This window comes from uncultured Ferrovibrio sp., assembly GCF_937960835.1.
In the GTDB taxonomy this organism is placed as follows: Bacteria; Pseudomonadota; Alphaproteobacteria; order Ferrovibrionales; family Ferrovibrionaceae; genus Ferrovibrio.
Genome location: NZ_CALGPC010000006.1, coordinates 446,066 through 460,470, shown reverse-complemented (window position 1 = coordinate 460,470; position 14,405 = coordinate 446,066). Strand labels below are relative to the sequence as shown.

Sequence of the window (14,405 nt, the reverse complement as noted above, 5' to 3'; positions counted from 1 at the left end):
GTCTGATCAGATCCCCTGGCCGCCGGAGACCTCGATCCGCTGCGCGTTGATCCAGCGGCTATCCTCCAACAGGAGATTGGCGATCACCGGCCCGACATCGTCTGGCAGGCCAACACGGCCAAGCGCCGTCATGCCCGCGATGGCCTTGTTGAAGTCAGCGTTGTCGCGCACGGCACCGCCGCCGAAATCGGTCTCGATCGCGCCCGGTGCTACGGTATTCACCGCGATGCCGCGCGATCCCAGCTCCTTGGCCATGTAGACCGACAGCGTCTCGACGGCGGCCTTCGCCGACGCATAGGCGGCGTAGCCGGGGAAGGCCATCCGCGTCAGACCCGAGGAAATATTCACGATGCGGCCGCCATTGACGATCAGCGGCAGCAGTGTCTGGGTCAGAAAATAAACGCCCTTGAAATGGACATTCACCAATCCGTCGAACTGCGCTTCGGTGGTTTCGCCGATCCGGGCCGTATCGCCATGGCCAGCATTATTGACGAGATGATCGAACGTGTCGCGCGACCACGTCTCGTGCAGCGCTGTGCGCAACTGCTCGGCGAATGGCGCGAAGGCGGATACGTTGCCGCTGTCGAGCCGGAAAGCCAGCGTCTTGCGCCCCATTTTCTCGATCTCGGCGACGACAGCTTTCGCCTCATCGGCGCGGCTTTGATAGGTGATGATCACATCGCCGCCGCGGCGGGCGATGCTGAGAGCAGTATTGCGGCCCAAGCCGCGGCTGGCGCCGGTAATGAGGGTGATCTTGGTCATGGTCGGTCTCCTGGGTGGCTGATAACGTTTCTGACGACCGCAATATCGGCCTCAAAACCGGGGCTTTGTTGCCCGAAGCTGGAGGTTTTTTGCCTGATCCTCCGAAACCGTGTGCATGCCCTGTCACGCCCCTATAGGCTTACGTCATGACCACGCTCCTGAACGCCGCACGCCGTTACGCCGAAGCTCATGCCGATGCGCATGGCCTGGTGCGGATGCCGATCCCCGGTCTGATGCTGGTGTACGCCACCGCCCCCAGCGATATCGTGCACACGGTATCACGGCCGATGGCTTGCCTGCTCCTGCAGGGCAGCAAGCGTGTGACGATGGGTTTGCAGGAGTATTCTTTCAGCGCGGGAGATTCATTGCTGATCACCGCGGATGTGCCGATCATGAGTCAGATCACGCGCGCCAGCACCGCTGCGCCGTATCTGTCGTTCGTCCTGGAACTCGATCTTGCGATCATCGCGGAACTGGCGGCGGAGGTAAGGGCCATGCTGGTCAGCGACGATGCGCCGGTACGCATCGATCCGACCGATGCCGAAGTGGCTGATGCCGCGCTGCGCCTTCTGCGATTGCTGGATCGCCCGGCATCGCTGCCCGTGCTCAAAAACCAGCTTTTGCGCGAGATGCATTACTGGCTGATGGCTGGACGCCATGGTTCTGCCATCAGGCGGCTTGGCTGGCCCGACAGCCCTGTGCAGCGCATCGCGCGCGCGGTTGCGATTCTGCGCCACGATTACGCTCGCAGGATCCCGGTCGAGGAACTCGCCGATGCGGCGGGTATGAGCCCGTCCTCCTTCCATCAGCATTTCCGCGCGGTGACGTCGCTGTCGCCGCTGCAGTTCCAGAAGCACCTGCGGCTGATCGAGGCGCGGCGACTGATGCTGACCGAAGACATGAGCGCCAGCAACGCCGCTTATGCCGTGGGCTATGAAAGCGTGTCGCAGTTCACGCGCGAATATAGCCGCCTCTTCGGCTTGCCGCCGGTGCGCGATGCGAAGGCGGCGAAGGGCAAGATTCAGGCGGCGTAGAAACCCTCACCCTCCCGCAAGCCGAAGGGGTCCATCACGTCAGCTATGGAAGGGTGAGGTTTTTATGATGAAGACTGAGAAGCTTTACGCATCCCCGCGCGGCAGCCAGGGGATAATGGCGACATCGACGCCCTCTTCGACCAGTTCCCTGGCCTCGTCGGGGCTGGCTTCGCCATAGATGCTGCGCGGATCGGTTTCGCCGTAATGGATGCGCCGCGCTTCCTCGGCAAACCGGTCGCCGACGTAATCGGCGTTCTTTTCGACATGGTCGCGCAGCTCGGCCAGCAGCCTGCGGGCCGCAGCCGCGCGCTTGACCTCCTCGGCGGCCTGATCGGCCTTGGAGCGTCCGATGCGGGGCGCCATCGGCGCCTTGGTCACCTTGCGGGAACCGCAAACCGGGCAAACCACCTTTCCGCCTGCCGCCTGCTTGTCGTAGGTGGCGCTGTCATAAAACCACGCTTCGAAGACATGGTCCTTGCGGCATTTCAATTCGTACTTGATCATGCGCGGCGACGATTCGGTTTTGCTCAAACCCCAGTAGAGTAAGAATTTCTCTTATACTAAGAATTTCTCTTATACATGGTGCTGTTAGGCAGGTGCAACAAGGGGCAGACAGTGGCGGGGAACCGGTATGGAACACCATCCCGGCTCTAGCCCCGCGCCCTCGCCATGGGTTTCGCGGTTCGCTCCGCTGGTGCCGGCGGGCGGGCCCGTCCTGGACCTTGCCTGCGGTGGGGGGCGCCACGGCCGGCTGTTCCTGGCCCGCCAGCACCCGGTCACCTTCCTGGACCGCGACCTTTCCGGCCTTGCCGATTTAGCCAGCCAACCCGATGCCACCCTCGTCCAGGCTGACCTGGAAGATGGCAGCCCCTGGCCCCTGCCCGGCCGGCGTTTCGCCGCCGTGGTGGTTACCAACTATCTGTGGCGGCCGCTGCTTCCTGCCCTGATCGGCGCGGTCGCGCCCGGCGGATTGCTGCTCTACGAAACCTTCATGCGCGGCAACGAGCGCTTCGGAAAGCCCGGCAATCCGGATTTCCTGCTGGCGCCGGACGAACTCTTCGAACGCTGCAAGGACGCCTTCGACATCCGCGCCTTCGAGCAGGGCGAGGACAACACCCCCAGCCCCGCCATGCGGCAACGTATTTGCGCGATCAAACGATGAGCGAGATAGAGACCGAACGTCTGGTGCTGCGCCGCTTCGCCGGAGGGGATTGGGAAAACCTAGCCCGGCTCTATGCCGACGATACCGTCATGCGCCATATGCTGCCCGGCCGCGGCCTGGAGCGCAAAGCCGCCGCCGAGCGGGCCAAAAGTAACATTCACAATTTCAACGACCACTGGGATCGCCGCGGCTACGGCGTCTGGGCAGTGACTGACCGGGCCACCGGCCGCCTGCTGGGGCAATGCGGCCTGCGCTGGATTCCGGAAGCGGAACAGACCGAATTGCTGTATTTGTTGACCAAGACAGTCTGGGGCCGGGGCCTCGCCACCGAGGCCGGACGGGCAGCGCTCGATTTCGCCTTCGGCTCCGCCGGATTGAACGCATTGATCGCGCTGACTGCGCCTGAGAACAAAGCGTCGCAGCGCGTGCTTGGCAAGCTCGGCTTCGATTACACCGGCGAAGGCCCGCTATGGGAGCGCATCGTCTGCTGGTTCACCCTGCCGCGCGAGCAATGGCGGCCCGCCGCCGGCTGATGCTTTAGGCCTCTCCCGACCTGCTTCGTTTTTTCTGGGCGGAGTACGCGGGCAGCGCTAATTTCTTTCCTGCTTCATCTCCGTTCTCATCCGTTCACGAGTATGTCCATGACCGTCGATATCGAGCAACGTCTGCGCCATGCAGAACAGGTGATCCGCGAAGCGGGCAAACTGGCGCGCGGCTTTTTCGACAATCGCGGCGATCTTGTCGTCAAGCTGAAAGGTGTGCAGGATTTCGTCAGCCAGGCCGATGCGGAAACGGAGGATCTGATCACCTCGCGGCTGCTGGCGTCATTTCCGCATGACGGCATCCTCGGCGAGGAACGCGGCCGGCGCGGCGGCGAAACAGACGCGCTCTGGGTGATCGATCCGATCGACGGCACGGCGAATTTCGTGCGCGGCCTGCCTTACTGGTGCACCGCCATTGCACTGGTGGTTGGCGGTACGCTGGAGCTTGGCCTGATCTATGACGTGACGGGTGACCGGCTCTACACCGCCCGGCGCGGCTATGGCGCTTTCTGCAACGGCAAGCCGATTTCAGTCAGCGGCACGGCACAGTTGAACCGCGCCTGCATCGGCCTGGGGCTGGGCCATGGCGAAGCCGGCGCGCCGCATGCGGCATTGATCGAGCATCTGCTTGATGCGCATTGCCAGTATCGCCGCCTAGGCAGCGGATTGCTGCTGCTGGCGCTGGTTGCCGATGGATCGCTGGACGGCTTTTACGAAGCGCGCATGAAGCCGTGGGATGCCTTGGCCGGATTGCTGCTGATCCGCGAGGCTGGCGGTGTGACCAACGATTACGAAGGGCTGGACGGCTTCATGCGGGCCGAGCCGGTGCTGGGGCTCACGCCCGCGCTATGGGCGCCCTTCTCGGCCGCCACCGGCGTCACGCTGCCGATGTTCACGCCCGCCAGCGCGGTCGCCTATCCGGCGCGGGCCGGCAAGGTATAATTCGGATCGTGCCGCCAGGCCGGAATCTGCGCCCGCGCCTTGGCCACTTCATCCAGATCGATTTCGGCGGTGACGACGCCGACGCCCTCGCCGGCATCGGCCAGCACCTTGCCCCAGGGATCGACCACCAGCGAATGGCCGTAGGTCTGTCGGTTGCCCGGATGATCGCCCCACATCGCCGGCGCGATGACGAAGGCGCCGGTCTCGATGGCCCGCGCGCGCAGCAGCACATGCCAATGCGCCTGCCCCGTCGTGCGCGTGAATGCCGCCGGGATCGAGATGATCTCAGCGCCCGCCTGCGCCAGGCCGCGATAGAGGCCCGGGAAACGCAGGTCGTAACAGATCGACATGCCCAGCCTGGCAAACGGCATGTCTGTGACCACACCTTCGCTGCCCGGCGCGATGGAATTGGACTCGCGATAGGTTTCGCCGCTCGGCAGATCAACATCGAAAAGATGGATCTTGTCGTAGCGCGCAGCGATGCCGCCATCGGGCGCCACGAGATATGAGCGGTTGAAGTTGCGGTTGGCGCCTTCCGGCTTGATGCCCAGCGACCCGACCAGCAGCCAACAGCTCAGTTCCTTGGCGACATCGCGATAGGCCTGCAGCGCGGGATGGCGCTCTTCCGGCTGGCCGGCGGCGACGCTGGCTGCCGCATTCGCGCCCATGAAGCCGGAATTCTCCGGCGTGGCGATGAATTCCGCGCCGTCGGCTTTCGCCTTGCGCACGAGCGCTGAAACATGGCCGATATTGGCCGCCATGTCGTCCCAGACATTCGGCTGAACCAGTCCGATCTTGACCCGCCGCGCCATCGTGCTCAAGCCGCCAGCATCTGATCGAGCTTGCCCTCTCGATCCAGCGCATAAAGATCGTCGCAGCCGCCCACATGCTGGCCGTTAATCCATATCTGCGGCACTGTCCGGCGGCCACCGGCCTTCTGGGTCATCTCTTCGCGCTTGGCCGCGTCGTAGGAGACATCGATCTCGGTATAGGTCTGGCCCTTCTTTTCCAGCAGCGCCTTGGCACGCGCGCAATACGGACACATGAAAGTCGTATAAATCACGATGTCGGTCATAAATCGCCTTTATGGGTTGGGAGGCCCCTCGCCCCATTATATTGGGCGCTAATCGAGCCGAACAACCCGCGCCGGGGTCAACACGTCCACCGCGGAGGCCCCGGCCTGCAATAAATCCGGGTGCCGGCATTGGCGGTGCCGCCGGTGGTCAGCACGTCATCGACCAGCAGGATGCGCCGGCCGGCAACCTCCGCCTCCCGGCCCAGCTAACCCGCAGCGCGCCGGCCAGAAATCCGCCGCCGCTCGACGCGCACCGAACACCCCAGGCTTTGCGTCGGCCGCCGCCGTTCCAGAAACTTAAGCATTGCCGGTTTTCCCGTCAGCCGCCCCAGCGCCTGCGCCAGCATGACGGCCTGGTTGAACCGCCGCCACCACAGCCGCCAGCGATGCAGCGGCACCGGCACAATCATGCCGCAATCCTTCAGCAGCTCCGCCCCTGCCACCCGCAGCATCGCCGCCAGTCCCGGCATCAGATCGGTGCGGTCGCCACGCTCGAAGTGCAGCACCGGTTGGCAGCCATTGCCGCCGTAAGTGAAAGCCGAACACGCACGGCTGAAGCGCAGCGGCTGGCGCAGGCAGGCGCCGCAGACCAGACCCGCCGGCACCGGACCATGTAAGGCGCGCCGCAACTTAGGCAGTAAGGCTCGGAGATGCACTCGGCATAAAGCCAGCCGGGATCGTCGGTCTCTGCATGACAGAGTATGTATTGCGGCAGCGAGGCGACGAAGCCGCGCCAGTTAAGCCGCGCCGCGCGCAGGAGCAATCCCAGGGATGCTCCGGTTTCCGACATGTCTTCACTGCAACGCAGGAAAAGAACTAAGCGACGAATGACGCAACGGCAGCATGCAGCAGGCGATGGGAACGCATGACGGGCCGCCTGCGCGCCGCTATGGTGGCTGAAAACGATGACGGAGGAAACGGCAGTATGAGCGGCAAGACCGTACGGATCGGCGGCGCATCGGCCTTCTGGGGCGATTCCATGGTGGCGGCGCCGCAGCTTCTGCACTTGGGCGAAGTCGACTACCTGATCTTCGACTATCTGGCCGAGATCACCATGTCGATCATGGCCCGCATGCGGGCGAAAGATCCGTCCCAGGGCTATGCCACCGATTTCGTCGCGGTGACGATGAAACGCCTGCTGCCCGAGATTGCGCAACGCAAGGTGAAGATCGTCGCCAATGCCGGCGGTGTAAACCCCGCCTCCTGCGCGGTGGCGATCCGCGAGCTGATCGCGCAGGCCAATCTCGATCTGAAAGTCGGCGTCGTGCTGGGTGATGACCTCATCCCTGAGATCGACCGGCTGAAGCCGCAATTGCAGCCGATGAATGCCAATGAGACGGCGCCAGAGCGTTTCATGTCGGCCAATGCTTACCTTGGTGCAGCGCCGATTGCCGCCGCCTTGAAGGCCGGAGCCGATATCGTGATCACCGGCCGCTGCGTCGACAGCGCGCTCTGCCTCGGCCCGCTGATCCATGAATTCGGCTGGGACATGCGGGACTTCGACCGCCTCGCGGCTGGCAGCCTTGCCGGCCACATCATCGAATGTGGCGCGCAGGCGAGCGGCGGCCTGTTCACCGATTGGCGCGACGTGCCTGACTGGGACAATATCGGCTACCCCATCGCCGAGATTTCCGAAGACGGCAGCTTCATCGTCACCAAGCCAAAGAATACCGGCGGCCTGGTCAGCTTCGGCACTGTCGCCGAGCAGCTCGTCTACGAGATCGGCGATCCTGCCTGCTATCGTCTGCCGGATGTCACTTGCGACTTCACGGCCGTGAAGATCGAAGAGATCGGCGAGCATCGCGTGCGCGTCGCCGGCGCCAAAGGCCGGCCGCCCTCGGATCGTTACAAGGTTTCGGCCACCTATCTCGACGGCTATCGCGCGGTGGCGCATCTGACCATCGGCGGCATCGAGGCGCGCGGAAAAGCCGAGCGCACGGCGGAAGCGATCCTGAAACGCACCCGGCGGCTGTTCACCATGCTCAATCTCGGCGATTACCGCGCCACTTCAATTGAAGTGCTTGGCGCCGAATCGATGTATGGTCCGCATGCCACAGAAGGTGCGTGCGCCAGCCGTGAAGTCGTGTTGAAACTCTCTGTCAGCCATGCCGAGAAGGCCGCGCTGGACATCTTCGCGCGCGAAATCGCGCCTGCCGGCACGTCGTTTTCGCCGGGCACCACCGGCTTCTTCGGCGGCCGCCCGACGCCGCAGCCCATCGTGCGGCTCTTCTCCTGCTTCATCGACAAGACGGCGCTGAAGCTCGCGCTCGATCTCGACGGCAAGCCGCAGCCGCTCGATATCCCGCTCATCGCAGGCGACACGACTGGCGCGCCGGCCGGCAAGCCCGATTTGACGCCGCTTGCCGATGGTCCGCGCCAGACCGTGCCGCTGATCCGCCTGGCCTATGCGCGCTCGGGCGACAAGGGCGATGACAGCAATATCGGCGTGATTGCGCGCAAGCCCGAGTACCTGCCGGCGATCCGCGCTGCACTGACCGAAGAGGCCGTCCGAAACTACTTCGCCCATCTGATCGAGGGCCCGGTCGAACGCTTCGAATGGCCGGGCATCCATGGCCTGAATTTCCTGCTGCATCAGGCCCTTTGCGGCGGCGGCATCGCCTCCTTGCGCAACGATCCGCAGGGCAAGGCCTATGCGCAGATGTTGCTGGATTTCCCGGTTCCGGTGCCGGTTTCCTGGAGTCTTTGACCGAATTCTTCAATCGCTGCGCAAAAGCCGGATAGCGGGGTGGCCGTCCTGGTCCTATCTTTCAGACCATGACACAGACCCTGGCCAAGACCATCACCAAGCCGACCGTCGCAAAGCCGGCCATTGCAAAGCCTCTGTCCGGCGCCCGCCGCCCGACCGATGCCGAATTCGCCGCCATCCGCGCCAATGACAGCGCGGCCGACGGCCAGTTCCTCTATGCGGTCAGCAGCACAAAGATCTTTTGCCGGCCCTCCTGTGTCAGCCGCGTTCCAAAACGTGACAATATTCGCATCTTCTCGTCCGCCGATGAGGCAATCGCCGCCGGCTTCCGGCCCTGCAAGCGCTGCAGGCCCGACAAGGCACCCGCAGCCGATGCGCGGCTGGAACGCGCGCGCCTGCTGATCGACCAGCGCGTTGCCGCCGGTGAACCTGTGCCGACGCTGGCTCAGCTCGCCCGCGTGGTGCATATGGGCGCGACCCATTTGCAGCGCCGCTTTGCCGCTGCCTATGGCCTGAGCCCGCGCGCCTATGCCGAGGCACAGCGTGTCGCGGCGCTGAAACGCGGTCTGCGCACCGGCAACGGCGTGGCCGATGCGATCTACGGCGCCGGCTTCGGGGCCGCCAGCCGCGTCTATGAAAAGGCCGACCGCTGGCTTGGCATGACGCCTGCCGACTACCGGCGCGGCGGCGAGGGTTTGACCCTGACAGTGGCCATCCGACGCACGCCGCTGGGCCTGACGCTGGTCGCCGAAAGCCCGCGCGGTATCGCCGCCCTTCTGTTTGGCGAGAGCAAAGCCGCTTTGCTCGATGAGCTGCGCAGCGAATTCCCCGCCGCACAATTGAAGCTGGACGACAAAGCGGGCGAACAGGCTTTCACAGCACTGGAAGCCATGCTTGAAGGCCGGCCGCTGCCGCGCGGCCTGCGGCTGGATCTGCGCGGCACGCCCTTCCAGATCCGTGTCTGGACGGCACTGCAGGCGATCCCGCCGGGCGAGACCCGTACCTATCTGGAAATCGCCCAGGCCCTGGGCATGCCGAAAGCGGCCCGCGCCGTGGGCTCGGCCTGCGCCAACAACATCATCGGCGTGCTGGTGCCCTGTCACCGCGCACTGCGCAGCGATGGCGGGCTGGGCGGCTATCGCTGGGGCCTGCCGCGCAAGCAAAAGCTGCTCTCAGGCGAAGGCGCCACTCTGGAGCCGGCCGCCGAATAGGCGCGGTGGCGCCAGGCCATTTCGTGTTCCCCGCACCGATTCTTCTTTGCGTGCCATACCATCGTCTTATTATGGCCGGAGAATTGATTTGCCTCACTGCAACCATGTTGCAGTAACGGCATGCTAGCCTTTCGTTTAAGCCGGTTGCAGTTTTGTAGAACCGTTCTAGAGTAAATATCGACGTCAAAAACTGGAAAAGAAAACCAAAAGGAGTTGTCCCATGTCTGTCGCCATCGACATCGGCATTGCGGAAAAGGATCGCAAGAAAATTGTTGAAGGTTTGTCCCGCCTTCTGGCCGACACCTACACGCTGTATTTGAAGACGCATAACTATCACTGGAACGTCGAAGGCCCGATGTTCCAGACGCTGCATACGATGTTCGAGACGCAGTACACCGAACTCGCGCTGGCGGTGGACCTGATTGCGGAGCGCATCCGCGCGCTCGGCCATTATGCGCCGGGTTCCTACGCGCAATATGCCAAGCTCTCCTCGATCAAGGAGGAGAACGGCGTGCCGACCGCGCAGGAGATGATCAAGAATCTGGTGAAAGGTAACGAAGCCGTGACCAAGACGGCGCGCCAAATCTTCCCGGTCGTCGAGAAGGCTGCTGACGAGCCGACCGCCGATCTGCTGACGCAGCGCATGCAGATCCATGAAAAGACCGCGTGGATGCTGCGCAGCCTGCTGGAGAAGAAGTGATCTGAGCGGCTTACGCCTCACCAAGGCTTGATTGGCGCCCAGCCGCTGGCCCGCTAGGGTCATGGCTGGGCGCTTTTCTTTTTGCGCCAGTTCGTTGTCGCCCGGTTGTCGTCATGTGGAGGCGGTTATGCTGATCAAGCGCAAGAAGGGTTGGGAATTGCCGGAATCGATGGCAACGCCCGAGGCTGTGTTCTTCAACCGCCGCAAGCTGCTGCTTGGCATCGGCGCAGCAGGCCTCGCGCTCGGCGCCGCGCGTTTCGCACGAGCCGAGGTGGCTCCTGAGCTCTATCCCGCCAAGCGCAATCCGTCCTTCACGCTCGACCGCGACATCACTGCCGAGAAGGTCGCCACCACCTACAATAATTTCTATGAATTCGGCCCGCATAAGCAGATCGCCAATGCGGCGCAGAAGCTGACGATCCAGCCCTGGCAGGTGAAGATCGACGGCATGGTGGCCAAGGAGATCACCATCGACGCCGAAGACCTGATCCGCAAGATGCCGGTCGAAGAGCGGCTTTATCGCCATCGCTGCGTCGAGGCCTGGTCGATGGCGGTACCCTGGACCGGATTTCCGCTCAAGGCGCTGCTCGCTTTCGCCGAGCCGCAATCCGGCGCCAAATATGTGCGCATGGAAACCTTCCAGCGCCCCGCCGAGGCGGGCGGCCAGCGGCAATTCTGGTATCCCTGGCCCTATACCGAAGGCCTGACGATGGAAGAAGCCAGCAACGACCTCGCCTTCATCGCCATCGGTGTCTATGGCAAACCGCTGCCCAAGCAGATGGGTGCGCCGCTGCGGCTCGCCGTGCCGTGGAAATACGGCTTCAAATCCGTGAAGTCGATCGTGCGCTTCACCTTCACCGATCAGCGGCCGAAAACCTTCTGGGAAGCGCTTGGCCCCACCGAATACGGCTTCTGGGCCAACGTCAATCCCGAGGTGCCGCATCCGCGCTGGAGCCAGGCGACCGAGGAAGTGATCGGCACCGGCAAGCGCGTGCCGACCCTGCTTTACAACGGCTACGGCGAATTCGTCGCCGATCTCTACAAGGACAAGAGCGGCGAGAAGCTGTTCATGTAAGCCTCCTCACCCTCTCGTCGCTACGCGCCCGAGGGATGCCAGGCCGCTCCTTTTGCGCTATCCCCTCGTCATGGCATTCGACCTCATCATCTTCGACATGGACGGCACGCTGGTGGACAGCGAGCCGGTGGCGAACCGCGTCTTCTTCGAAAAGCTGGTCGCGCTGGGGCTCGATCCCTACTTCGATGAAGCGACCATCGCGCGCGACCTCACAGGCTTGAGCCTGCCGAGCTGCTTCGAGCATGTGCGCACCCATTACGGCCTGACCCTGCCGGAGGATTTCGAGGCAATCCTGCAGGCTGAGACCTACCGCCGTCTGCGTGCCGAGCTGAACCCGGTTCCCGGCGTGCCGGAGATGCTGCGGCAGGTGCCGCAGCCGAAATGCGTCGCTTCGTCGTCGGAGCTGGAAAAGATCGAACTCAGCCTCGCGCTCTGTGGCCTGGCCGGCTATTTCGGCCCCCATTGCTTCAGCGCGCGGCAGGTCGCCCGCGGCAAACCGCATCCCGATCTCTTCCTGCATGCGGCCAAAGAAATGGGCTATGCGCCACAGGTCTGTGCGGTGGTGGAAGACAGCCTGCCGGGCGTGACCGCCGGCCTGCGCGCCGGCATGACGGTGTTTGCCTATCGCCCGGATCCGCAGGATCATCAGGGAGCCACCTTCCGTGATCTGGGCTGCCGCGTCTTTTCCGACATGGCCGAACTGCCCGCCCTGCTGAACGGCGGCGTCTGAATCCGGTTTTCAGGATAAAAAAAAGGCCGGCCTGGAAAACCAGGCCGGCAAGTCTTAACAGGGAGGCTCCGCGCGAGACGCGCGGATGGCCGAAACAGCGGGGGAGCTATCCCGGCCAAAGTTTCTGGCCGGAGCCAAAAACCTAGAAGATGCTGCGACGCAACATCTGACGGGCAAAGATTTACCCGTTACCGTCGTCAATGAGTATCCATCGAATTGTCAAGCCAGCTATGCGATGTCCGCATAACTACTCAGTGACAAAAATTACCAAGAGTTGAAAGGGCTTAGTTCGCTCCCGTTACGGCAGGAGGCGAGGGAAAATACAACCTTACGACGGTGCCTTTGCCCACTTCGCTGTCGATTTCCAGACGGCCGCCATGCAGTTCTATCAAGGCTTTTACGAGCGGCAATCCAAGACCCGTGCCGCGCATCTGCGACACCAGGGCAGAGTCGATCCGCCCGAACGGCTCCAGGGCCTTCTCGACATCTTCCGGCCCCATGCCGACGCCGGTATCGGCCACCTCGACCACCGCGCTGCCATCGGACTGCGGGCGCAGGCGGAGGGCGGCCTGGCCGCCCGAGGGCGTGTATTTCACCGCATTCGACAGCAGGTTCACCAGCATCTGCTTGGCCAGCCGCTCGTCAGCATAAAGCGCCGCACCTTCCGGGGCCGGTTCGGCCTGCAGCACGATCATGCGGTCGGCCGCCATCGGCCGCAGCAGCGTCAGGCAATCGCTGGCGAGCCGGCTCCACGGTACATGGTCGCAGACCAGCTTCATCTTGCCGGCCTCGACCTTCGACAGGTCGAGGATGTCGTCGATCACCGACAGCAGATGGCGGCCGGCGGCGAGGATGTCCTCCGCATAGCGGTCATATTGCGGCACGCCCGAAGGTCCGAGCAGATGCATCGCCATAATCTCGGAAAAACCGATGATGGCGTTCAGCGGTGTACGCAGTTCATGACTCATATGGGCGAGGAATTGCGACTTCGCCCGGTTGGCGTATTCCGCATCCTGATGCGCCTTGATCGCCGTCTTGCGCGCCGCCTCCAGGGTCTCGGAGCGCGCCGCCAGCATTTCCGCCTGGGCTGCGAGGTTTTCGTTCGCCTCGCGCAGTTCGCGCTCGCGCGCCTTCAATTCGCTAATATCAGTAATCAGCGAGGCGGTGCCGCCTGAAGCGAGGCGGAAGTCGCGGATCTGCAGCCAGCGCCGGCTGCCGGTATCGAGGAAAATATGCGGCTCGCCGCTGGCCGCCTTGAAGGTGCGCACACGCTCGGCGTACCAGCCCTGGTAATCGGTACGCACCCCGGCTTGCCCTGGCCGCGGGCGGTTGGCCATCGACCGGCGGCAGATCTCGTCATGCGACATGCCGATGATCTGCGATAGCGGCACGCCGGCGATATCGGCATAGGCCTTGTTGCAGATGATCAGCCGGTCCTGGTCATCGAACAGGCCGACGCCATCGGGCGCAACCGCGAGCGCGTCGCTGAGCCGCTGCTCAGCTTCGCGCAGCCGCTCTTCCGAGGCGTGCTTGGCAGTGACGTCGTTGACCACCACCAGGGCTGCGTCTTCGCCGGCATATTGCATCGGCACGGCGGCGATGGTGGCCCAGATCGTCTTGCCTTGTGCCGTGGCGATCTGAAGCTCTTCGTCCGATTGCGTGCTCTGCTGGCCGAAGATGCGCTGATGATGCAGCGGATCGAGCACGTAGCGCGGCGAAGCGGCGACAAGCTGGCCTTCGATGCCGAACAGCTCGGCGGCCGGCCGGTTGCTGTACAGGAAGGCGCCGTCTTCGCGGCGCGCCACCACGATCGGGAACGGCGCGGTGTCGAGGATGAGACGCAGGCGGCGCTGCGTCTCCTCGGCATGCTCGCTGGTCCGCGCGCGGTCCTGCAGCATGTTGCGCAGCCGCAGGACCAGCGCGGTGCTGCGGCGGAAATAGTGGTTCAGGCGATAGGCAAACGACAGCAGCAGGCCCGCCAGGATGACGGCGGCGGCGGCGAACAGCTTGCTGTCGGGCATCGGGCTGAGCAGCAGCACCACGATGGCGGGCACGGTCGCCGTCAGGATGACTGCTGCCGAGAGCACGAGCTGCACCGAGATCGTCAGCGCCACCGAGGTGGTCATGCCGACCACCACCATCAGTGCCAAGAGCGGCGCAGGCTCGCGCGGCAGCGTGACCAGGATGACCATCATGGCACCGAACAGTGTGCCGTTCAGCACATAGATCGCCGCCAGCCGCAGCCACCAGTCCTTCGGTCGGCGCAAGCGGTTCCGGTCGGCGCGGAAGGTGCGATGCGTGAAATATTGCAGCAGGACCACGATCAGCGTCGCCGCGACATAGCCGAAACGCCACAGATCGGGCAGCGCTCCATCGAGCAGCAGTGCCGCGACAGCCGCGGCGAAGACTTGCCCCACCATGTCGTATGGCTGCCGGATCCTGACCAGTAACTCGTTTCGGCGGGC

15 protein-coding genes are annotated in these 14,405 nt (G+C 63.8%); 9 read left to right on the top strand and 6 right to left on the bottom strand.

The window, feature by feature from the left end; all coding sequences use genetic code 11:
- Positions 1–6 precede the first annotated feature (6 nt).
- Entirely contained in the window at positions 7–762 is a 756-nt protein-coding gene (locus Q0603_RS06595; protein ID WP_298723836.1) for an SDR family oxidoreductase, read from the bottom strand.
- Between the two features lie 146 nt (positions 763–908).
- Between Q0603_RS06595 and Q0603_RS06590 the strand changes: the two genes are divergently transcribed.
- Positions 909–1,796 (top strand): AraC family transcriptional regulator, encoded by an 888-nt coding sequence (locus Q0603_RS06590; protein ID WP_298723835.1) that lies wholly within the window; start codon positions 909–911, stop codon positions 1,794–1,796.
- An 84-nt stretch (positions 1,797–1,880) separates the two neighbouring features.
- On the opposite strand, the gene Q0603_RS06585 is transcribed toward Q0603_RS06590, so the two are convergent.
- A complete protein-coding gene (locus Q0603_RS06585) occupies positions 1,881–2,300 on the bottom strand; it encodes a DUF1178 family protein (protein ID WP_298723833.1) in 420 nt (139 codons plus the stop codon).
- Positions 2,301–2,427: 127 nt separating this feature from the next.
- Here Q0603_RS06585 and Q0603_RS06580 point away from each other — a divergent pair, with 127 nt between their 5' ends.
- The 3 genes from Q0603_RS06580 to Q0603_RS06570 all read left to right on the top strand — a co-directional run bounded on the left by Q0603_RS06580 (position 2,428) and on the right by Q0603_RS06570 (position 4,442).
- Positions 2,428–2,958 (top strand): class I SAM-dependent methyltransferase, encoded by a 531-nt coding sequence (locus Q0603_RS06580; RefSeq protein ID WP_298723832.1) that lies wholly within the window; start codon positions 2,428–2,430, stop codon positions 2,956–2,958.
- Complete coding sequence (locus Q0603_RS06575) at positions 2,955–3,491, top strand: GNAT family N-acetyltransferase (RefSeq protein WP_298723830.1); 537 nt, start codon at positions 2,955–2,957, stop codon at positions 3,489–3,491. The genes Q0603_RS06580 and Q0603_RS06575 overlap by 4 nt, the downstream gene beginning before the upstream one ends.
- 108 nt (positions 3,492–3,599) lie before the next feature.
- Entirely contained in the window at positions 3,600–4,442 is an 843-nt protein-coding gene (locus Q0603_RS06570) for an inositol monophosphatase family protein (protein WP_298723828.1), read from the top strand.
- Here Q0603_RS06570 and Q0603_RS06565 read toward each other — a convergent pair.
- From Q0603_RS06565 to Q0603_RS06555, 3 genes are all read right to left on the bottom strand, one after another.
- Positions 4,415–5,254: a carbon-nitrogen hydrolase family protein gene (locus Q0603_RS06565; protein ID WP_298723826.1), complete on the bottom strand. Its 840-nt coding sequence runs from the start codon at positions 5,252–5,254 to the stop codon at positions 4,415–4,417. The two genes, Q0603_RS06570 and Q0603_RS06565, sit on opposite strands and share 28 nt — an antisense overlap.
- 5 nt (positions 5,255–5,259) lie before the next feature.
- The gene (gene grxC / locus Q0603_RS06560; RefSeq protein ID WP_298723824.1) at positions 5,260–5,517 is read right to left on the bottom strand and encodes a glutaredoxin 3; all 258 of its coding nucleotides are present in this window, start codon (positions 5,515–5,517) and stop codon (positions 5,260–5,262) included.
- 206 nt (positions 5,518–5,723) lie between these two features.
- Positions 5,724–6,122, bottom strand: a complete 399-nt coding sequence (locus tag Q0603_RS06555; protein ID WP_298723822.1) for a hypothetical protein — start codon at positions 6,120–6,122, stop codon at positions 5,724–5,726.
- Positions 6,123–6,442: 320 nt separating this feature from the next.
- Between Q0603_RS06555 and Q0603_RS06550 the strand changes: the two genes are divergently transcribed.
- The 5 genes from Q0603_RS06550 (at position 6,443) to Q0603_RS06530 (ending at position 11,940) form a co-directional block, all read left to right on the top strand.
- Positions 6,443–8,224, top strand: coding sequence for an acyclic terpene utilization AtuA family protein (locus tag Q0603_RS06550; protein ID WP_298723820.1), 1,782 nt, complete (start codon positions 6,443–6,445; stop codon positions 8,222–8,224).
- Positions 8,225–8,292: 68 nt separating this feature from the next.
- Positions 8,293–9,435 (top strand): bifunctional DNA-binding transcriptional regulator/O6-methylguanine-DNA methyltransferase Ada, encoded by a 1,143-nt coding sequence (gene ada, locus Q0603_RS06545; RefSeq protein WP_298723818.1) that lies wholly within the window; start codon positions 8,293–8,295, stop codon positions 9,433–9,435.
- 220 nt (positions 9,436–9,655) lie between these two features.
- Positions 9,656–10,135, top strand: coding sequence for a Dps family protein (locus Q0603_RS06540; protein ID WP_298723816.1), 480 nt, complete (start codon positions 9,656–9,658; stop codon positions 10,133–10,135).
- Between the two features lie 127 nt (positions 10,136–10,262).
- Positions 10,263–11,210 carry a protein-methionine-sulfoxide reductase catalytic subunit MsrP gene (msrP, locus tag Q0603_RS06535; protein WP_298723814.1) on the top strand — a complete coding sequence of 316 codons (948 nt, stop codon included), beginning with the start codon at positions 10,263–10,265 and terminating at the stop codon, positions 11,208–11,210.
- Between the two features lie 70 nt (positions 11,211–11,280).
- A complete protein-coding gene (locus Q0603_RS06530; protein ID WP_298723812.1) occupies positions 11,281–11,940 on the top strand; it encodes an HAD family hydrolase in 660 nt (219 codons plus the stop codon).
- A 284-nt stretch (positions 11,941–12,224) separates the two neighbouring features.
- Here Q0603_RS06530 and Q0603_RS06525 read toward each other — a convergent pair whose 3' ends face one another.
- Positions 12,225–14,360, bottom strand: coding sequence for an ATP-binding protein (locus Q0603_RS06525; RefSeq protein WP_298723811.1), 2,136 nt, complete (start codon positions 14,358–14,360; stop codon positions 12,225–12,227).
- Between the last annotated feature and the right edge of the window lie 45 nt (positions 14,361–14,405).

Bases quoted from the DNA above. Each gene is read 5' to 3' on its own strand.
- Q0603_RS06595 (WP_298723836.1), bottom strand. From the start codon at position 762: ATGACCAAGATCACCCTCATTACCGGCGCCAGCCGCGGCTTGGGCCGC.
- Q0603_RS06550 (WP_298723820.1), top strand. From the start codon at position 6,443: ATGAGCGGCAAGACCGTACGGATCGGCGGCGCATCGGCCTTCTGGGGC.
- Q0603_RS06540 (WP_298723816.1), top strand. From the start codon at position 9,656: ATGTCTGTCGCCATCGACATCGGCATTGCGGAAAAGGATCGCAAGAAA.
- grxC (WP_298723824.1), bottom strand. From the start codon at position 5,517: ATGACCGACATCGTGATTTATACGACTTTCATGTGTCCGTATTGCGCG.
- Q0603_RS06525 (WP_298723811.1), bottom strand. From the start codon at position 14,360: ATGGTGGGGCAAGTCTTCGCCGCGGCTGTCGCGGCACTGCTGCTCGAT.
- Q0603_RS06580 (WP_298723832.1), top strand. From the start codon at position 2,428: ATGGAACACCATCCCGGCTCTAGCCCCGCGCCCTCGCCATGGGTTTCG.
- Q0603_RS06575 (WP_298723830.1), top strand. From the start codon at position 2,955: ATGAGCGAGATAGAGACCGAACGTCTGGTGCTGCGCCGCTTCGCCGGA.
- Q0603_RS06565 (WP_298723826.1), bottom strand. From the start codon at position 5,254: ATGGCGCGGCGGGTCAAGATCGGACTGGTTCAGCCGAATGTCTGGGAC.
- ada (WP_298723818.1), top strand. From the start codon at position 8,293: ATGACACAGACCCTGGCCAAGACCATCACCAAGCCGACCGTCGCAAAG.
- Q0603_RS06530 (WP_298723812.1), top strand. From the start codon at position 11,281: ATGGCATTCGACCTCATCATCTTCGACATGGACGGCACGCTGGTGGAC.
- msrP (WP_298723814.1), top strand. From the start codon at position 10,263: ATGCTGATCAAGCGCAAGAAGGGTTGGGAATTGCCGGAATCGATGGCA.
- Q0603_RS06570 (WP_298723828.1), top strand. From the start codon at position 3,600: ATGACCGTCGATATCGAGCAACGTCTGCGCCATGCAGAACAGGTGATC.
- Q0603_RS06585 (WP_298723833.1), bottom strand. From the start codon at position 2,300: ATGATCAAGTACGAATTGAAATGCCGCAAGGACCATGTCTTCGAAGCG.
- Q0603_RS06590 (WP_298723835.1), top strand. From the start codon at position 909: ATGACCACGCTCCTGAACGCCGCACGCCGTTACGCCGAAGCTCATGCC.